13 protein-coding genes are annotated in these 18,326 nt (G+C 72.5%); 5 read left to right on the plus strand and 8 right to left on the minus strand.

The genetic code is table 11. The annotated features are described in order from the left end of the window. Nucleotides 1–61: 61 nt before the first annotated feature. On the minus strand, nucleotides 62–1,441 hold the full coding sequence (locus tag IH48_RS0113785; protein WP_030903414.1) for a diaminopimelate decarboxylase: 1,380 nt from the start codon (nucleotides 1,439–1,441) through the stop codon (nucleotides 62–64). A gap of 179 nt (nucleotides 1,442–1,620) precedes the next feature. Beyond that, nucleotides 1,621–3,330 (minus strand): PucR family transcriptional regulator, encoded by a 1,710-nt coding sequence (locus tag IH48_RS0113790; RefSeq protein WP_030903415.1) that lies wholly within the window; start codon nucleotides 3,328–3,330, stop codon nucleotides 1,621–1,623. A 290-nt stretch (nucleotides 3,331–3,620) separates the two neighbouring features. Between IH48_RS0113790 and IH48_RS0113795 the strand changes: the two genes are divergently transcribed. Continuing rightward, complete coding sequence (locus IH48_RS0113795) at nucleotides 3,621–6,851, plus strand: tetratricopeptide repeat protein (protein WP_030903416.1); 3,231 nt, start codon at nucleotides 3,621–3,623, stop codon at nucleotides 6,849–6,851. Between the two features lie 749 nt (nucleotides 6,852–7,600). Here IH48_RS0113795 and IH48_RS0113800 read toward each other — a convergent pair. Continuing rightward, the gene (locus IH48_RS0113800) at nucleotides 7,601–7,834 is read right to left on the minus strand and encodes a hypothetical protein (RefSeq protein ID WP_030903417.1); all 234 of its coding nucleotides are present in this window, start codon (nucleotides 7,832–7,834) and stop codon (nucleotides 7,601–7,603) included. 1 nt (nucleotide 7,835) lies between these two features. Continuing rightward, nucleotides 7,836–8,717 carry a mycothiol conjugate amidase Mca gene (gene mca, locus IH48_RS0113805; protein WP_030903418.1) on the minus strand — a complete coding sequence of 294 codons (882 nt, stop codon included), beginning with the start codon at nucleotides 8,715–8,717 and terminating at the stop codon, nucleotides 7,836–7,838. 105 nt (nucleotides 8,718–8,822) lie between these two features. Between mca and IH48_RS0113810 the strand changes: the two genes are divergently transcribed. From IH48_RS0113810 to IH48_RS0113820, 3 genes are all read left to right on the plus strand, one after another. Further along, complete coding sequence (locus tag IH48_RS0113810; protein WP_030903419.1) at nucleotides 8,823–9,224, plus strand: DUF4307 domain-containing protein; 402 nt, start codon at nucleotides 8,823–8,825, stop codon at nucleotides 9,222–9,224. A 203-nt stretch (nucleotides 9,225–9,427) separates the two neighbouring features. Then, nucleotides 9,428–9,925: a transcription elongation factor GreA gene (greA, locus tag IH48_RS0113815; protein WP_030903420.1), complete on the plus strand. Its 498-nt coding sequence runs from the start codon at nucleotides 9,428–9,430 to the stop codon at nucleotides 9,923–9,925. 345 nt (nucleotides 9,926–10,270) lie between these two features. After that, a complete protein-coding gene (locus IH48_RS0113820) occupies nucleotides 10,271–12,355 on the plus strand; it encodes a putative Ig domain-containing protein (RefSeq protein ID WP_030903421.1) in 2,085 nt (694 codons plus the stop codon). Between the two features lie 76 nt (nucleotides 12,356–12,431). Here IH48_RS0113820 and IH48_RS0113825 read toward each other — a convergent pair whose 3' ends face one another. Next, nucleotides 12,432–13,985: an FMN-binding glutamate synthase family protein gene (locus IH48_RS0113825; protein ID WP_030903422.1), complete on the minus strand. Its 1,554-nt coding sequence runs from the start codon at nucleotides 13,983–13,985 to the stop codon at nucleotides 12,432–12,434. Between the two features lie 252 nt (nucleotides 13,986–14,237). On the opposite strand from IH48_RS0113825, the gene IH48_RS0113830 reads away from it, so the two are divergent. Next, the gene (locus IH48_RS0113830; protein WP_030903423.1) at nucleotides 14,238–15,230 is read left to right on the plus strand and encodes an aldo/keto reductase; all 993 of its coding nucleotides are present in this window, start codon (nucleotides 14,238–14,240) and stop codon (nucleotides 15,228–15,230) included. Between the two features lie 412 nt (nucleotides 15,231–15,642). Here IH48_RS0113830 and IH48_RS0113835 read toward each other — a convergent pair whose 3' ends face one another. From IH48_RS0113835 to IH48_RS0113845, 3 genes are read right to left on the minus strand one after another with little or no spacing between them, the layout of a single operon-like run. Further along, a complete protein-coding gene (locus IH48_RS0113835; RefSeq protein ID WP_030903424.1) occupies nucleotides 15,643–16,200 on the minus strand; it encodes a helix-turn-helix domain-containing protein in 558 nt (185 codons plus the stop codon). Then, entirely contained in the window at nucleotides 16,200–17,045 is an 846-nt protein-coding gene (locus tag IH48_RS0113840; protein WP_030903426.1) for an ABC transporter permease, read from the minus strand. The genes IH48_RS0113835 and IH48_RS0113840 overlap by 1 nt, the downstream gene beginning before the upstream one ends. After that, nucleotides 17,042–18,076: a daunorubicin resistance protein DrrA family ABC transporter ATP-binding protein gene (locus IH48_RS0113845; protein WP_030903428.1), complete on the minus strand. Its 1,035-nt coding sequence runs from the start codon at nucleotides 18,074–18,076 to the stop codon at nucleotides 17,042–17,044. Before IH48_RS0113845 ends, IH48_RS0113840 begins: the two co-directional genes overlap by 4 nt. Between the last annotated feature and the right edge of the window lie 250 nt (nucleotides 18,077–18,326).

Here is an 18,326-nt window from a genome sequence, read left to right on the forward strand (position 1 = left end):
GGGCCATCATGACGCAGCCTCGCGGGAGCGCGGGGCCGATTGCGGGCGCCGACCGCGACGGTCAGGCTCCGCCGCGTACCTGCACGGGCACGCCTGCGGTGTCCCCCGTCAGGGCCGACAGCGCGTCGGCGTGCGCCGCCCCGCTCTCCTCGACCACCTCGCGCAGGCTCTGGGCCGAGCGGATCGGCGCGAACCGCACGTGCCCGGCCTCGTCGGCCCGGTAGCCGTGGACGGCGGGCCGGGGCAGCGAGTTGTAGGCGAAGTGCGAGGAGAAGTAGTAGGCGCCGGTGTCGTACAGGGCCACGAGGTCGCCCTGGTCGACGGCGGGCAGTTCGCGTTCGACGGCGGTCAGGTCGCCCGCGAAGCAGCAGGGGCCCGCGATGTCCACGGTCTCCACCGGCCCCTGCTTGGGGGATCCGTCCGCGTCGAAGACCCCGACCCGCAGGGGCCAGGCGTCCGGCATGAAGACGGTGCGGGTGGCCACTTGAGCGCCGGCGTGGGTGACCGCGATGCGGCGGCCGCCGGCCGACTTGGTGTACTCCACGAGCGAGGCGATCGTGCCGCTCTTGGCGAGCAGGGACCGGCCGAACTCGGTGACCAGGGTGTAGCGGCCGTCGAGCAACTCCGGTACGGCGGCGCGCAGTTCGGCCACGTAGTCGGCGTAGCCCGGCCGGTCCTCGTCGGTGGTGAAGTCGACCGGCAGGCCGCCGCCGATGTCGAGGCCGGTCACCTGGCGGCGCCCCAGGGTCTCGTTGATCCGCTCGGCCAGCTCGTACGCCGCGCGGACACCCTGCGCGATGAGCGGCAGCGGGCAGCCCTGGGAGCCCACGTGGGCGTGCAGCCGGTTCAGCCACGGCCTACCCGCGAACGCGTCGACGACGGCCTCGACGGCGCCGGGGTCGCGCAGCGGGATGCCGAACTTGGACGTCGCGGTGGCGGTGCTCATGGCGCCGATGGCTCCCGCGCCGACCTGCGGGTTGACGCGCAGCCCCACCGGGCCGGGTGCGGGGCGCCCGGCCAGGATGCGGTCGACGCGGGCGAGTTCCTGCCAGTTGTCCAGGTTGATCGCGATGCCGTGTCCGAGGGCGAGTTCCAGCTCCTCGACGGTCTTGGCCGGGCTGTCGAAGACCAGTTGGCCGTACGTGAACCCGGCGGCCAGCGCCTGCCGCAGTTCGCCGGGCGAGGCCACCTCGCAGCCCATGCCCGCCCGGGCGAGCAGCCGCAGCACGGGGACCAGGCCGCACGCCTTGGCCGCGAAGGTGTGCTGCACGGTGGCGGGCCCGGCGAACGCGCTGTGCAGGGACGCTGCCGCGTCCAGCACGCCGTCCACGTCGAGCAGGCCGATCACGGGGGACGCCGGCCCGATCAGCCCCTCGGCGACGGCGCCGCGCAGCGCCGCCTCGCGAGCCGTTCGCCGCCGCTCGGCCAGACCGGAAGTCACCTGGAACACACCTCGTTACCTGCGTCGGGAAGTCTCGAAGAGTCTCGGGACGTCTGCGTCGCGGCGCGTGCCGCACGCAACAGTCTCGACGTCGCGGTGGCGCACGTCTTCATCGCACGCGACCATGCCTGACCTGCTTGATTGTGCAGACAAACAGGTAAACGATCACGTGTGGGCCGTCAGGCGGTGCGGCGGGCGAGTCGCAGGCCGATGTCCGCCAGCAGCCTGCCGTCGGGGTCCGTGAGGTCCACGCCGAACAGTTCGCGTGCACGGCGCAGCCGGTAGCGCAGGGTGTTGGGGTGGATGTTGAGGCGTGCCGCGGCCGCCGTGGTGTCGCCGAAGGCCCGCAGGTAGGCGGCGGCCGACTCGCCGTACGCCGAGCCGTGCGCCCGGTCGTGGGCGACCATCGCGTGCACGGGCCCCCGCAGCTCGGGCCAGAGCGGCTCCACGTGGTCGAGTACGCGCAGCAGCCCCGCCATCGGCGCGACGTCGTCGTACACCGCCCAGGCCGGCGCCGACGGTACGTCCTCGGCGCGCTCCCGCAGTACCCGCACCACCAGCGCGGCGGTCTCCCGGGACGCGGGCAGCCCGGCCGGCCCGTCGGCCACCGAGCCGACGCCCGCGAAGACGACGGTGTGCGGCACCGAGCGCGCCGTCGCCACGAGCCTGCGCGCCCGTTCCGCGGCGGTGCCGGCGCCGCCCGGTATCAGGACGAACAGCCGCCGCCCCGAGCGAGCCGTCACACAGCCGGGACGGTAGGACGCGGCCTGGAGCGCCAGCACGTCGAGCACCCGCTGCTCGGCCGCGGCGGGCAGGGCCGCGGCGGGCAGGGCCGCGGCGGCGGCGTCCGAGGCGGCCGGGGCGTCGGGGGCCGCCGCGTCCCGCGTCCGCGTGTCGTGGGCCTCGACCACGGCGACCGTGTACGGCTGGTCCTGCGCGAGATCGAGGAGCCTCGCGGCCTGCTCGGCGTCCGCGCCCCCCGTCAGCACCGCACGCACCGCCTCCTCCCGCCGCCTCGCCGTCCGGCGTCCCCAGGCGTTGTGGTGCGCGAGGTGCGGCACGGCGGCCCGCGCGGCTGAGCGCAGCCCGGCCTCGGCGTACTCGGGGAGCGGGGCCTTGTCCGCCGCTGCCCAGATCGACCCGAAGATCTCGCCGCCGTGCCGCACCGCGATGGCCAGGCGCTCCGCGTACGGGCCCTCCGCGGGCCGCCGCACCACGCCGTCGGTGGACCACAGGGCGCGGAAGAACCCGCTCTCGCGCAGCTCGTCGACGCGCCAGCGCGGCACCTGCCGGCCCAGGATGGTGAGCCTGCGCATCGGGTCGGGCTCGTGCTCGACGCGCGAGTACGCAAGGACGCGCGACTGCGGGTCCTCGATGGTGACCGCGCCGCCGACCAGGTCGGCCACCGTGTTGGCGAGGCCCGGCAGGTCGCCGAGGCGCAGCCCGTCCCCCGCGTCCGAGCCGGACGGGGTGCACTGCAGGAGCGCGGTACGCAGCCGCGCGTGCACTTGCGTCCAGCTCGCGGACGGGGCACGCGTCAGCAGCGCGGTACGCCCCTTCCGCGCGGCGTCGGCGAGGGCCTGCGGCACCTCCTTCGTGCCGCATCGCATCACGACCGCCGTCGCACCGGCCCGGTCGGCGGCGCGCAGCACCTCGCGGGCGTCGGGCGAGCCGGCGTCGAGGCCGACGCCGAGCAGCACGAGGCCGGGCGCGGTCCAGGCGCCGTCGCGCGCGTCGCCCGGGTCGTGCAGCACGACATCGGCGACGGGCACGCCGGTGCCGCGCGGCGCCGCGGCCACGTCGAGCAGCCCGGCGCCTGCCAGCCGCAGGACCTGCGCCAGCGACGGCCCGGCGGCCGCGCCGTCCTGGTCCGGTTCGTGCGTGTTCATCCGCCCATGATGCCGCGTGCCTGTGACAGCGGCCCTTACCGCCCCTGTGCCTGGCGGCTCCGCCCCGCGCCTTGCCGTGCGGCGCGCGGCGCGCCATCCTGCTCGTCCCGGTCCCGTGCCGGTTTCGTACGGGTGTTCCGTGTCCGGCTTCACAGGCGCGGCGGCCGGGCAGGACACTGGCACGTCCCGGGGACACAGGACCACGCCCCGGGGACCGGACAGGCGGGCGAGGACGGACGGGTACGGGCGGGCGCCCGCCCGCGCAGGGGCGAATGCGGAGGGGGACGCGTATGCGGAGCAGCCATCGGGACGAGGCCGAGCGGCTGTTGGAGCGGGCGGTGGACGCGGAGGTGCGGCGCGCCGGCGCGGGGGGCGGCGTCGACGGGGCGGCGCTCCTGGCGCGTGCGCACGCGCAGTTCGACCAGATCACGGGGGCCGCCGCCGAGGAGTACGCCGGGTACACGGCGGCCCTCGACGCGCTGGAGGCCGGCGGTTCGCGGCTGACCGGCGGCCTCAGCAGGGGGACGGTGGCGACCCCTGCGCTCGTCACCGTCGTCGCGGCCGTCGCGGCGGCCTGCGCCGACGGCGCGTTCGGCACGGGCGTGGGAACGGCCGCCGGCACGGGCGCGGTCGTCGCCGTCGCGGGCGCGGCCACGACGGTCGCGCGGGTGACGGGCACGCACCGGCCCGCGCCCGGCCCGAGGATGGATCCCGAACGGGTCGAGCAGGCGCGGCTCGCGTGGCTGACGGCTCTCGACGTGCGGGGCATCCGGCCCTTCCTCGACCAGCAGCGCGTGATCGTCTCGTCCACGCGCCGCGAGACGCGCAAGCGCGCGGGCGTGATCTCGCAGCTGCGCGGCCAGGACCGCAGCGCGGCGGCGCGCAAGCGCACCGTGCTGCAGCAGTCGTTCGGCCATCTCCCCGACCCGGAGGGGCCGTTCGCGGGCCGCAGGCAGGACACGGCGCAGATCACCCAGTGGGTGCACGCGGCGCGCGCGTCGACGGATACGCGGCCGACCGTGGTGGTGCTGCACGGCGATCCCGGCTCGGGGCGCACGACGCTCGCGGTGCGTGCGACGCACGCGCTGCGCGACCAGTTCAGGGGCGCGTGCGTGGTGGACATGCGCGGCGGCGGTGGCGGGGGCCAGGCGCCGCTGTCGACGCGCGACGCGCTGCTGCACCTGCTGAACCGGCTGGGCGCGCCGCGCGAGCAGCTGCTTTTCCGGGAGACGCCGTCCCATGACCAGCAGGTCAAACGGTTGAGCCAGCTGTACAACGAGCACCTCACGGGGTTCCCCGTGACGATCGTGCTGGACGACGCGAGGGACGCCGAGCAGGTGCGCGCCCTCGTCCCCGAGCGCTCCGACAGCCTCGTCCTCGTCACATCGCGCGAACCGCTCGACCTGCCCGAGGACCTGGCGGCGTGGGTGCACCAGCTGCCCGTCGGCCCCCTCGACAGCGCGGGGGCCGAGGAGTTGCTCCGGGAGGCCGCGGCCGGGCCCGCCGAGGAGCCCTACGACGCGCAGGCGGTGGACCTCGTCGCGGAGCTGTGCGGCGGGCTGCCGCTCGCGCTGCGCATCGCGGGCTCGTCGCTCGGCGTGCGCTCCGCGCAGGCGCTCGCCGCCGACCTCGGCGCGTACGGTCCCGTCGCGCCGGTGGACCGCGCGCTGTGGCTGCGCTACACCGACCAGGACGAGCAGGCCCGCAGGCTGCTGCGGCGCCTCGCGCTCGCGGGCCGCGCCTCGCTCGGCGCGTCCGCCGCGGCCGCGCTGCTCGCGTCCGAGGAGCAGGAGGCGCAGGGTCTGCTGACGGCGCTCGCGGGTGCGGGCCTCATCGACCATGTGCGCGGCCGCCGTTACCGGCTCCACGACGAGGTGCGGGTGTTCGCGCTTGCACGGCTCCTCGACGAGGAGCCCGCCGAGGAGCGCACGGCCGCGCAGGAACGGCTCGTACGCGACTACAGCGAGCTCGCCGACACGGTGATCCGGCTGGTCGACGGCAACATGTCGACGCGCGCCGACCTGTTCCGCACCACGGCGGGCGCACACGGCTTCTCGTCGCCCGACGCGGCGCTGCGCTGGCTGGACGACGAGTCGAGCTTCATCACGGCCGCGCTGCGGCACGCGGAGGGCGTGGACCAGGACACGGTGCTCGGCCTGCTCGGCGCGCTGTGCGACTACTGCCTGCTGCGCGGCGACCTCTACCGGCTCGGCGAGATCAACGAGCTGGCGAACGCGGTGGGCCAGGGGCTGCTTGTGCGGTCCGTGCAGTGGCGTACGGGCATCGCGGCCAGGCAGCTCGGCGAGCTCGACAAGGCGCACACCACGCTCACATCCGTGGTGGAGCTGTACCACGAGGCGCGTCAGGTCGCGGGCGAGGCGCTGGCCCTGTGCTCGCTCGGCATCACGCTGCACCACCAGGGCAATCTGACGGGCGCGGCGGACAAGCTCGGGCAGGCACTCGCGCTCCAGGAGCCCGAGGCGCTCGCGGGCGACCGCGCGTGGACGCTGCACGCGCTGGCCGCCGTCGAGCGCGACCGCGGCCGTGTCGCCGAGGCGCGGTCCATGCTGACGACGGCGCTCGCACTGCACGAGGCGAACGGCTCGGTGCACGGCGAGGCGTGGGCGCACTTCCAGCTCGGCCAGGTGTGCCTGCGCACGAACGACCCGGCGCGCGCGGAGGACGAACTGCGCGAGGCCCTCGACCTGTACGGCTCGACGCGCGACGGGCGCGGCGAGGCGTGGGCGATGACGCAGCTGGCCCGCACGCGCCTCGTCGTGGGCGAGCCCGGTCAGGCGGCGGACGGCCTGCGGGAGGCGCTGACGCGCCACCGGGACAACGAGGACGCGCGCGGCGAGGCGTGGACGCTGTACTACCTCGGCCAGGCGCTTGAGGACGACGGCGACCGCGACCAGGCGGTACGCGAGTTGGAGCGCGCCCGGACGATGTTCTCGCGCATGCGGGACGTGTACGGGCTGGCCTGCGCCCGCCACCACTCGGGCCGCGTCACCCGCGACCAGCGGGCCGCCCGCACCGGCAACCTCCGCAACTCGGGCTTCGCCCGCCAGCTGCTCGTCGACGCACGCGCCGACTTCCGCCGCGCGGGCGACCCGTTCGGCGAGGCGTGGACGTGCGTGGAGCTGGCGATCATCGACGCGGGCAACAACCGGGCGGGTCAGGCGCTCGCGCTGTGCGACGAGGCGACGGAGCTGTTCGCCTCGTACGGCGACGAGCGCGGCGCCGACTGGTCGCGCTTCCTGCGCTGCACGCTGCTGCCGTACGCCTCGGCGGGCGGCACGGACGTGGGCGCGGCGGTCGCGGAGCAGGAACTCGCGGAGCTGGCGTCGTCGGGCCACGCGATGCGGGACCCGCGTCTCGACGACTGCGTGGAGGCGCTGTCGGTGATGCTGGCGCGCGGCGTGACGCTGGAGGACGGCTGGCAGGCCTGGAACCTCGGCATGGTCCCGAGCAGGCACGCGCAGGAGATCATGGGGGTGACGGCAGCACCGGCCCGCGGCTGACGCGGCCCCCGCATGGCATCGCCGAAAACGCCACGCCGGACCTGCGGCCCGGGCCCGCACTGTGAGCCGACCCACGGGGGCACGCGGCGCGGCGAGTGGCCGTCGGGCCGGGTCTCGGGTGGCCGGGGCGGTCGGCCCCTCCGGACCCGCGAACGCCACCACCGGGCCTGCGGCCCGGGCCCCGTGTGAGCCGGCCTACGGGGGCGCCCGGCCGACCCTGTCCCCGTGTGGCATCGCGGAAGAGCCACACCGGGCCTGCGGCCCGGGGGCCCTGAGAGCCGGCTCACAGGAGCGCGCGGCGCCGCGAGTGGCCGGTGGGCCGGGGCGGCGGGCCCGCCCCTCGGCGGCGGAGCCAGTACCTACCCGTGCAGCGATGGCCCGGGCACAACGGCCGGACCGGGCCGGACGCACATGACGGACGCCGCCTGTACCGCCGACCACCGCCAGAGGCGGGCGCCAAGCACGCGGCGCGGCGGACGGGCCGGCCCCGCCGCCGCGAGGCGCCGCGCATCCGGCGGTCTGTCGGTACCGGGCCGCACGACGTGAACTGTCCGCGCTGGACGTGCGGCATGGTGCCCGCCACCGGCGGCATGAGGCAGGACGCTGTCCCCGGCAGCGGGGCCGTCCACCCCGGACAGCACAGCATGGCCCCGCCGCGGGTCACGACGCGCAGGCGCCCCGTCGCGACGTCGGACGCGGCGCGACGCCCCCGCCACGGGGCCCGTGGCAGAGCCGGCCCGCGTCGGGGGCTACTCCTTGGGGTGTTCCCCGTCGTTCGCCGCCGCTTCCGTGCGCGTCGCCGTCGTCGACGGCTTCTCCGTGAAGTCGACCCGGGCCATGTGCCGGTTCATCGACTTCATGAGCTGCCAGACGCCGACCGCGAGCACCGCGAAGACGACGAATCCCAGCAGGCCCGGGGTCACCTTGTCCTGGTTGACCTCGGCGAGCGTGACCATGTTCGTCACTGCGTGAGTCGCATCCATGTCATGCATTGTCGCGGATGCCCGCGAAGAGGTCGTCCTCGGGGAGGGACGTATCGACGAGAGAGCGCGCGAGCTCGTACTCCTCGGTCGGCCAGACCTCCTTCTGGAGGTCGAGTGGGACGCGGAACCAGCCGCCGTCCGGGTCGATCTGCGTCGCGTGCGCGAGCAGCGCCTTGTCGCGGGTCTCGAAGTACTCCGCGCACGGCACATGCGTCGTCAGCGTGCGCTCCGGGCGGTTGCTGTCCTTCCACCGCTCAAGCCACTCCGCGTACGGGGACTCCATGCCGCGCGCAAGCAGCGCCTCGTGCAGCGCGAGCGTGCGCGCGCGGTTGAAGCCCTGGTTGTAGTAGAGCTTCTGCGGCTGCCAGGCCGGGCCGAACTCCGCCTCGGGGTACTTCTCCGTATCCGTCGCGTGCTCGAACGCCACCATGGTGATCTTGTGCGTCATGATGTGGTCGGGGTGCGGGTAGCCGCCGTTCTCGTCGTACGTCGTGACGACCTGCGGCCTGAACGAGCGGATCAGGCGGACGAGCCGGCCCGCCGCCTCGTCGACGTCGGCGAGGGCGAAGCAGCCCTGCGGGAGGGGCGGCAGCGGGTCGCCCTCGGGCAGCCCCGAGTCGACATAGCCGAGCCACTCCTGCTTGACGCCGAGGATCTCCCGGGCCTGGTCCATCTCCCTCTTGCGCACCTCGTGGATGTGCTCAAGGATCTCCGGGTCCCCCTGGAGCCTGGGGTTGAGGATGTCACCGCGCTCGCCTCCCGTGCACGTCACGACGACCACGTCCACCTCCTCGGAGACGTACTTGGCCATCGTGGCGGCGCCCTTGCTCGACTCGTCGTCGGGGTGGGCGTGAACGGCCATCAGTCGCAGCTGCTCAGTCAAGGCTCGATCCTCAGTGATTCGTCGCAAAGGGCGGCTTCTATAGTGACGGATACCGGGGGGCGATTATTCCGGCACCCGGCGACGCTCGCCGCGAGAGGACTGACCATGGCCCAGGCGCGTACGCAGGCCCCAGTGGGCCGCTACGGACGCTCGGCGGACGAGCGCGCGGACCGCAAGCTCAAGATCATCGGCGCCGTCGTCGGCGGCCTCGCGGTGATCGGCCTCGGCTACTACGGGTTCCACACGATCGCCGACCAGAGCGTATCGGGCCAGGTCGTCACGTACGAGAAGGTCAACTCCTCCGAGGTGCAGATCCACCTCCAGGTGAACAAGGGGAAGTCGACGACGGGCACCTGCACGGTCCGCGCCGTCGACGCCGACCACCAGGAGGTCGGCCGCAAGACGGTCCGCTACGACCAGTCGAAGTCGCAGATCGACCAGGTCATCTCGTTGCGCACGACCGGTGACGCGGTCGCGGCCGAGCTCGTCGGCTGCTCGGACGACTGACCGCGCACGGCGGCGCCGCGAGGATCTGCCCTCTCGGACGCACACGTCACGCCGCTGACCTGGGACGGCACAATCCTGGCGGCTTTTGTGCTCCCCCTTTCGCCACGGAATTGTTAGGCTCGTGGTTTCGCCCGACCGGGAAGGCCACATCCTTACTGGTAGGGCGATGCTTTGTATTTTCCCAGTACCTACGAGGAGCACCTGTGACCCAGACCAGCGACAACGTCACCTGGCTCACCCAGGAGGCGTACAACCAGCTGAAGGCCGAGCTGGAGTACCTGTCTGGTCCCGCGCGCACCGAGATCGCCAAGAAGATCGAGGCTGCGCGCGAGGAGGGGGACCTGCGCGAGAACGGCGGGTACCACGCGGCCAAGGAGGAGCAGGGCAAGCAGGAGCTCCGCGTGCGCCAGCTGACCCAGCTCCTCGAACACGCGAAGGTCGGCGAGGCGCCCGCGGACGACGGCGTGGTGGAGCCCGGCATGGTCGTCACGATCGCCTTCGACGGCGACGAGGACGACACCCTGACGTTCCTGATGGCGTCCCGCGAGTACGCGAGCGCCGACATCGAGACCTACTCGCCGCAGTCGCCGCTCGGCTCCGGGGTGAACGGCAAGAAGGTCGGCGACGACGCGGAGTACGAGCTGCCGAACGGCAAGAAGGCGACGGTGAAGATCCTCGCCGCCAAGCCGTACACCGGCTGACCGTCGTCAGCACCGCGTAGCGGCCGCGGGGCCGCCCAGGGGCGGGGCCGGAGGATTCTCCGGCCCCGCCCCTTCGCGTGCGAAAAGCGCCGCCGAACACGCCGCGCGGGAACCAATCCTCCGGCGGATCCAAGGCTGCGCACGTAAATCCCCATGCGGTGGTCAACCCGTACCGGGCAACGGCAAAGAAGTCTTCCGCGGGCTGGCGCAGGGCCGGGTACCGGGGAGTAGGTTCCCCCCGCATCCTGTCATGTCGCGCTCACACAGCGCACATCCCTGTATGTCATGTGCCTGACATGCATGACATGCACGCCCGGTTTCCCCACCTCCATGGAGGCAGTACCCATGCGTGAGTCACGCACGAGCGGGCGCAGACCCAGTCTGCGCAGGCTCGTCTCCGTCGCGATCCCGGCGCTCGGCCTCGCCGTCGCAGGCCTCGCCGCGGCACCGGTCGCAGGCGCCTCGCCCGCCACCACCGCGCACCAAACCTCCCCCTCGACCTCGCACGCGGCACAGAACGCCAAGGCCCTGACGGCCCCGGCGCGCCAGGCGGTCCACCCCACCGGCAAGGCCGGCGAGAAGGTGCCCACCCAGCGCCTGTGCGCCACCGCCGAGCCCGGTCACGCGTCCTGCCTCGCCCTGCGCCGCACCGACATCAAGCAGCACCTCGCCTCGGCGCTCGCCGCCGCGGCCGCCACCCCCTCCGGCCTCTCCCCGGCCAACCTGCACGACGCGTACAAGCTGCCCTCGACGGGCGGTTCCGGCATGACGGTCGCCCTGGTCGACGCGTACAACGACCCCAACGCCGCGTCCGACCTCGCGACGTACCGCTCCACGTACGGCCTGTCCTCGTGCACCAAGGCCAACGGCTGCTTCAAGCAGGTCAGCCAGACCGGCTCCACCACCAACCTCCCCACCAACGACTCGGGTTGGGCCGGCGAGGAGGCGCTGGACATCGACATGGTCAGCGCGGCGTGCCCGAACTGCCACATCATCCTGGTCGAGGCGGACTCCGCGAGCATGGCCGACCTCGGCACCGCGGAGAACGAGGCCGTCGCACTGGGCGCGCAGGCCGTCTCCAACAGCTACGGCGGGGGCGAGGACTCGTCCGACACGTCGAGCGACGCCGCCTACTTCGACCACCCGGGCGTCGCGATCACCGTCTCCGCGGGTGACTCCGCCTACGGCGCCGAGTACCCGGCGACCTCGCAGTACGTGACCGCCGTCGGCGGCACCGCGCTCAACAGCGCCTCCAACTCACGCGGCTGGTCGGAGTCGGTGTGGCACACCAACTCCACCGAGGGCACGGGATCCGGCTGCTCCGCGTACGACCCCAAGCCCAGCTGGCAGACCGACAGCGGCTGCTCGAAGCGCATGGAGGCCGACGTCTCGGCGGTCGCCGACCCGGCCACGGGCGTCGCGGTCTACGACACCTACGGCGGCTCCGGCTGGGGCGTCTACGGCGGCACCAGCGCCTCGTCCCCGCTCATCGCCGGCGTCTACGCGCTCGCGGGCAACCCGGGCGGCAGCGACTACCCGGCGAAGTACCCGTACGCCCACACCGGCAACCTGTTCGACGTCACCAGCGGCAACAACGGCTCCTGCTCCACGTCGTACTTCTGCACCGCGCGCACCGGCTACGACGGGCCGACCGGCTGGGGCACCCCCAACGGCACCGCCGCCTTCACCGCCGGATCCTCCACCGGCAACACGGTGAGCGTCACCGACCCCGGCAACCAGTCCACCACGACCGGCGGCTCCGTCAGCCTGCAGATACGCGCGACCGACAGCTCGGGTGCCGCGCTGACCTACACGGCCGCGGGCCTGCCCACCGGCCTGTCCATCAACAGCTCCAGCGGCCTCGTCTCGGGCACGGCGTCCACCGCGGGCACGTACCAGGTGACCGTCACCGCCAAGGACTCCACCGGCGCCACCGGCTCGACGTCCTTCACCTGGACGGTCGGCAGCTCCCAGGGCTGCTCCACGCAGCAGCTGCTCGCCAACCCGGGGTTCGAGTCGGGCAACACCGGCTGGAACGCGTCCAGCGGCGTCATCACCACGCAGAGCGGTGAGCCCGCGCACAGCGGCTCCTACAAGGCGTGGCTGGACGGCTACGGCACCTCGCACACCGACAACGTGTCCCAGTCGGTGACGATCCCGGCGGGCTGCTCGGCCGAGCTCACCTTCTACCTGCACATCGACACCAACGAGTCCACCTCGGGCGCGGCGTACGACAACCTGAAGGTGACCGCGGGCTCGAAGACCCTGGCGACGTACTCGAACCTGAACGCGAACTCCGGCTACAGCAAGAAGTCGTTCGACCTGTCCTCGCTGGCGGGCCAGACGGTCACGCTGAAGTTCACCGGCGTCGAGGACGTCTCGCTGTACACCAGCTTCGTCGTGGACGACACGGCCCTGACGATCAGCTGAGTACCGGCACCCAAAAACGGGTCCCGCACGCGGAGAACGTCCGCGTGCGGGACCCTTCCCGCCTTGCCGGCGGATGTCAGACGACCGGCTCCCGCACGGCGGCGGGCTTGGCGGCGAGCAGCGCGGTGATCTCCTCGGCGAGGTGCGGGCCCAGCTCGCCCCAGCCGTCCTTGTAGCCGTAGGCGGCGGCCAGGGTGCGGGCGTCGTAGTCGCCGTTGAGTATCTCGATGTCGGTGGCCGTGATCAGCGACGGGTGGGCGACGCCGACCGCCGACGACAGCTTCGTCAGCTCCTTGCGCAGGGTGCGCAGGTACGTGGCGGTCCTCGTCGACTTCGATGCCGGGTCGACGCCGCGGGCGAGCCACTGGTTCTGCGTGGCGACGCCGGTCGGGCACTTGTCGGTGTGGCACTTCTGCGACTGGATGCAGCCGATCGACAGCATCGCCTCACGCGCCACGTTGATCATGTCGGCGCCCAGGGCGAACGCGACCGCCGCGTTCTCGGGCAGCCCCAGCTTGCCCGACCCGATGAACACGACATCATCGGTCAGCCCCAGCTCGGCGAAGGTGCCGTACACGCGGGAGAAGCCCATCCGGAACGGCAGCGACACCGAGTCCGCGAACGTCAGCGGCGCGGCACCGGTGCCGCCCTCACCGCCGTCGACGGTGATGAAGTCGACACCCCGGTCGCCGCGCGCCATCAGCTTGGCCAGCTCGCGCCAGAAGCCCATCTCCCCCACCGCGCTCTTGATCCCGACCGGCAGACCGGTCTCGGCGGCGAGCAGCTCGACGAAATCGAGCATCGAGTCGACGTCGCCGAACGCGGTGTGCCGCGACGGGGACGCGCAGTCCTGGCCGACCGGGATGCCGCGGATGTCCGCGATCTCCTGGGTCACCTTCGCGCCGGGCAGCATCCCGCCGAGACCCGGCTTGGCACCCTGCGAGAGCTTGATCTCCAGCGCCTTGACCGGGGCGCTCGCGACCACGGCCTTGAGCTTGTCGAGGTTGAAGCTGCCGTCCTCGTTGCGGCAGCCGAAGTACGCCGTGCCGATCTGCAGGATGAGGTCGCCGCCGTTGCGGTGGTACGGCGAGAGCCCGCCCTCGCCGGTGTTGTGCATGGCGCCCGCCTGCTCGGCGCCCTTGTTGAGGGCCGTGATCGCCGCCCCCGACAGCGACCCGAAGCTCATCGCCGAGATGTTGACCACACTGGCCGGCCGGAACGCCTTGGCACGTCCGCGCGGCCCGCCGAGCACCTTCGCGCAGGGCAGCGGGGCCTGCGGGTCGTGCGGCCCCTGGGCCTCGGACAGCGCCTCGGCGAACGTGCGCTGCTTCAGGTACGCGTGGCCCTGCATGTGCTCGACGTCGTTGTCGGTGCCGAACCCGAAGTAGTTGTTCTCCGACTTCGCCGACGCGTAGATCCAGGACCGCTGGTCGCGGGTGAAGGGGCGCTCCTCGTCGTTGGAGGTCACGATGTACTGCCGCAGCTCGGGGCCGATCGTCTCCAGCAGATACCGGGCGTGCCCGATCAGCGGGAACGTCCGGAGCAGCGCGTGCTTCTTCTGGACGAGATCGCGTGCGACCACCACCGCCAATGCGGCCGCGGCGGCCACGCCTATGCTCCGGACGCGCATGAACGCTCCTTTCCTCGGGTGCGCGACGCCACCGCCCACGCGGTGGACGCCGCCGTGTCAAGTCGAACGGCGGCCGCGCCCGGGCAGGCGTCGATGACCGCCGAAGAGGCCCAAAGGGTACCGTTCCGCCCTGACAGGGCGGGGGGCCGGTCCTCCGGCTTGACTTGGAGCGCGCTCCAATTCCTAGCGTCGGAGGCGTTCGTCAGCCCCCGAGGTACCGCCCGGTCCGCCGGGCAGGAGGAGTATCCGCGCATGATCACCCGAACCACGCTCGGCCCGCCCGGTCTCGCCGTCAGCGCGATGGGCCTGGGGTGCATGGGGATGAGCGAGAGCTACGGCGCCGCCGACTGGGACGGCGGCCTGGCCACCATCGGCCGGGCCCTTGATCTTGGCATCACGTTCCTGGACACCGCCGACGCCTACGGCACCGGGCACAACGAGGTGCTGGTGGGCCGGGCCGTCCACGGCCGCCGGGACCAGGTGCAGCTGGCCACCAAGTTCGGCATCGACCGCAGCGCAGGTGACCGGGCACGCCGCATCCGCGGTGCCCGGGACTACGTGCTGCGCTCCTGCGACGCCTCGCTGCTGCGGCTCGGCGTCGAGGTGATCGACCTGTACTACGCCCACCGCCCGCCCCAGGACGTGGAGATCGAGGAGACCGTGGGGGCGATGGCCGAGTTGGTCGAGGCGGGTAAGGTTCGCCATCTGGGCCTGTCCGAGGTCGACGGCGAGCTGCTGCGCCGGGCGCACGCGGTGCACCCGATCACGGCGGTGCAGAGCGAGTACTCGCTGTGGACCCGCGACGTCGAGGCGGTCACCCCGGTGATGGCCGAGCTGGGCGTCGGCCTCGTGCCGTACTCGCCGCTGGGGCGGGGGTTCCTGACCGGCACCCTGGACCGCTCCGCACTGGGCGAGAAGGACTTCAGGCGCACCAACCCGCGCTTCGCCGGCGAGGCGGGCGAGGCCAACGAGAAGATCGCGCGGACCGTGCGCGAGGTGGCCGACCGGCTGGATGCCACCCCGGCCCAGGTGGCGCTGGCCTGGGTGTACGCGCAGGCCGAGCGGCTCGGGGTGGCGTTGGCGGCCATTCCGGGCACCCGCAGCCCGGCCCGGCTCGAGCAGAACGCGGCCGCGCTGGAGCTCACCCTGGACGCCGAGGCGCTGGCCGCACTGGATCCGCTGAGCGACCAGGTGAGGGGCGAGCGCTACGCCCCCGCGCACACCGCCGAGGTCGCTCGGGGTTAGCCCGGTGACTCGCCGGTCACGACCAGCCTGCTGCGAGCGCGGGCCCGGGTTGGCGGGACGTCCTCGTCCCCGTCAGGCCCGGGCCCGCCGGAGCCAGGGGGAGCCACGGCGGGGCCGGTTGATCATTTGCGACTGACCTTCACTTCGTCACACACGGCACGAATGGATCGAATCGCAGTGATCATCTTCTGGGCAAGTGTCGGAACTTGGTCGAAGAGATGTCCCACCAGCGTGAAACCCCCAACGATTGCCGCTGTTCCGACAGTCACCCAACCCGCCAACTCCATATAGCTCCTTCCCACAGAGACCGACGCAGACCCGAGTGGCCCGCCCCTGAAGGGCCCCTCGCGGTTACGCCTGCCAAGCCGATCTCTTGTGGTACGAACTACTGTCATTCGCGGACGAGTTGAGTTTACCGCCCCGTGACTGCCCGGTTGGTGGCCAACTGGGTGTCGTCGGCCTCCCGAGCGCCGCGAGACGCGTCCCCATCGCTGAGAGCGACCGCCGCGTCGGCGGACCGCAGGATGCCGGGCAGGGCCTTCGCCACACTGTCGTAGCGGTCCGTGCGGTACGGGGCGTGCTGATCATCAATGTCACGCTGAATGGCGGTCAGGTCCCGTGCCTCGGCAGGCTCCGCGAGCACGGCGGACAGACCGGCCGGAGGCATGAGTGCGCGTCGCAGCGCCATCAGCTTGGGGCCGTCGCCCTCGGGCTCCGGCGTGGGGGCCGGCACCCCGGACGCGAACAGGCTCGATGTCGTGGTGCCGAGGGCTCGGGCCAGCGTGTGGATCGTCTCCACGGAGACGCTTCCGCCCTGCTCCACCTTGCGGATGGTGCTGAGTGAGAGGCTGGCATCCTCGGCGAGTTGTTCCTGAGTCAATCCCGCCGCCCGGGCAAACGGGGAGGATGTCCGCACGGCGGGCGGAACGCGCGGAACCCCCACCCGCATGAGGTGGGGGTTCACACCCATCAGCCCGCCGCACGGCGGTACTTGCGTACCGCCAGCGTGCGGAAGACCGCGATGATCAGCGCCGACCAGATCAGCGACGCCCACACCGGGTGCTCCATGGGCCACGCCGTGGACGCCGAGACGCCCGGGTTGCCGAAGAGTTCGCGGCTCGCCTGGACCGTCGCGCTGAACGGGTTCCACTCCGCGATGGGCTGCAGCCAGCCCGGCATCCTGCTGGAGTCCACGAACGCGTTGGAGATGAACGTGACGGGGAAGAGCCAGATCAGCCCGCCGGACGTGGCCGCCTCGGGCGTGCGGACGGACAGGCCGATCAGGGCGCCGATCCACGAGAACGCGTAGCCGAGCAGGAGCAGCAGCCCGAACGCGGCGAACATCTTGCCGACACCCTCGTGGATCCGCCAGCCGACCAGGACGGCCACGATCGCGAGGACCACGACCGTCAGCGCGGTCTGCACGAGGTCCGCGAGCGTGCGGCCCGTGAGGACCGCGCCGCGCGCCATGGGCAGTGACCTGAAGCGGTCGACCAGGCCCTTGTGCATGTCGTCCGCGATGCCGGCTCCCGCGCCCGCCGTGGCGAACGTGACCGTCTGCGCGAAGATGCCGGCCATCAGGAAGTTGCGGTAGACGCTCGGGTCGGTGGTGCCGCCCACCGTGAGCGAGCCACCGAAGACGTAGCTGAACAGCACCACGAACATGATGGGCTGGAACAGGCCGAAAAGAATGACCTCAGGGATCCTGGTCATGCGGATCAGGTTCCTGCGGGCGACGACGAGCGAGTCGCGCACGGAGCCCGCTACGCCGCCGCGCGCGGGCGGCATCCGGCGGGCGCTGGTGATGGTCGTCATGTCGTCTTCCCCTTGCCGCGGGCGGCCGAGCGGGCCCTGTCGCCGTCTTCGCCGCTTTCTTCGCCGGTCTCCTCCGCGACGTGCCCCGTCAGGGAGATGAACACGTCGTCCAGGGTGGGCCTGCGCAGGCCGATGTCGTCGATCTCGATGCCGCGCGCGTCCAGTTCCCTGATCACCTCGGCGAGCAGCTTGGCGCCGCCGGTGACGGGGATGGTGAGCTTGCGGGTGTGTTCCGAGACGGTCACCGCGGCGTCGCCCGACACGTTGCCCGCCTTGCCGAAGCCGGCGAGCACGGTGCGCGCGGTGGCGATGTGGTCGCGTTCGTGGACGACGACCTCGACGCGCTCGCCGCCCGTGCGCGCCTTCAACTCGTCGGCCGTGCCCCGCTCGATGACCCTGCCGCGGTCGACGACGGCGATGTCGTGGGCGAGGTGGTCGGCCTCCTCCAGGTACTGCGTGGTCAGCAGCAGCGTGGTGCCGCCTGCCACCAGCTCCTGGATGATCGACCACAGCTGCTGGCGGTTGCGCGGGTCGAGGCCTGTGGTGGGCTCGTCCATGAACATGACGGGCGGCGAGACGACGAGCGCGGCGGCGAGGTCGAGCCTGCGCCGCATGCCGCCCGAGTACGTCTTCGTCGTGCGGTCACCCGCGTCCGCGAGGTGGAAGCGTTCGAGCAGTTCGTCGGCGCGGGCCTTGGCCTCGCGCGCGCCCATCTGGTAGAGCTGCCCGACCATCCTGAGGTTCTCCCGGCCGGTGAGGTACTCGTCCACCGCCGCGAACTGGCCGGACAGGCCGATGGAACGTCGCACGTCGTTGGGGCGCTTGAGGACGTCGATGCCGGCGACGACCGCGCGGCCGCTGTCCGGGCGCAGCAGGGTCGTCAGCACGCGCACCGCGGTCGTCTTGCCCGCGCCGTTGGGCCCGAGCAGGCCGAGCACGGTTCCTTCTGGGACGTCGAGGTCCACGCCGTCCAGAGCCCGTACGTCGCCGAAGGTCTTGACGAGACCCTCGGCATAGATGGCGCCTGGCATAAGGGTTTCTCCTGTAGTCGTGTGGCCGGAGCCGATGGAGAAGGCACAGTAACGCGATACATCGCGATACACAATCACTCGAACGAGATGCGATGAGGTCGCGTTCGCGTTCCACGGTCCGCTTCTTTCGAGGGGCAGACGAGGAACGGCGCCGCGACTCATCGGCGCGGAGCCGAATCGCCCACGGCTCCGGGCGGCGGACGGTGGACGACGGGTGCCGCGCCGTGGGGCGTTCGGGTGGGCGCCGCAC

Origin of the sequence: Streptomyces sp. NRRL F-5126, assembly GCF_000721265.1 — a bacterium.
Classification (GTDB): domain Bacteria; phylum Actinomycetota; class Actinomycetes; order Streptomycetales; family Streptomycetaceae; genus Streptomyces.

Excerpts from the sequence above, each read along its gene's own strand:
- IH48_RS0113825 (WP_030903422.1), bottom strand. The coding sequence starts at position 13,985 with ATGCGCGTCCGGAGCATAGGCGTGGCCGCCGCGGCCGCATTGGCGGTG.
- IH48_RS0113820 (WP_030903421.1), top strand. The coding sequence starts at position 10,271 with ATGCGTGAGTCACGCACGAGCGGGCGCAGACCCAGTCTGCGCAGGCTC.
- IH48_RS0113810 (WP_030903419.1), top strand. The coding sequence starts at position 8,823 with ATGGCCCAGGCGCGTACGCAGGCCCCAGTGGGCCGCTACGGACGCTCG.
- IH48_RS0113830 (WP_030903423.1), top strand. The coding sequence starts at position 14,238 with ATGATCACCCGAACCACGCTCGGCCCGCCCGGTCTCGCCGTCAGCGCG.
- IH48_RS0113800 (WP_030903417.1), bottom strand. The coding sequence starts at position 7,834 with ATGGATGCGACTCACGCAGTGACGAACATGGTCACGCTCGCCGAGGTC.
- IH48_RS0113840 (WP_030903426.1), bottom strand. The coding sequence starts at position 17,045 with ATGACGACCATCACCAGCGCCCGCCGGATGCCGCCCGCGCGCGGCGGC.
- IH48_RS0113790 (WP_030903415.1), bottom strand. The coding sequence starts at position 3,330 with ATGAACACGCACGAACCGGACCAGGACGGCGCGGCCGCCGGGCCGTCG.
- IH48_RS0113835 (WP_030903424.1), bottom strand. The coding sequence starts at position 16,200 with ATGGGTGTGAACCCCCACCTCATGCGGGTGGGGGTTCCGCGCGTTCCG.
- IH48_RS0113795 (WP_030903416.1), top strand. The coding sequence starts at position 3,621 with ATGCGGAGCAGCCATCGGGACGAGGCCGAGCGGCTGTTGGAGCGGGCG.
- IH48_RS0113845 (WP_030903428.1), bottom strand. The coding sequence starts at position 18,076 with ATGCCAGGCGCCATCTATGCCGAGGGTCTCGTCAAGACCTTCGGCGAC.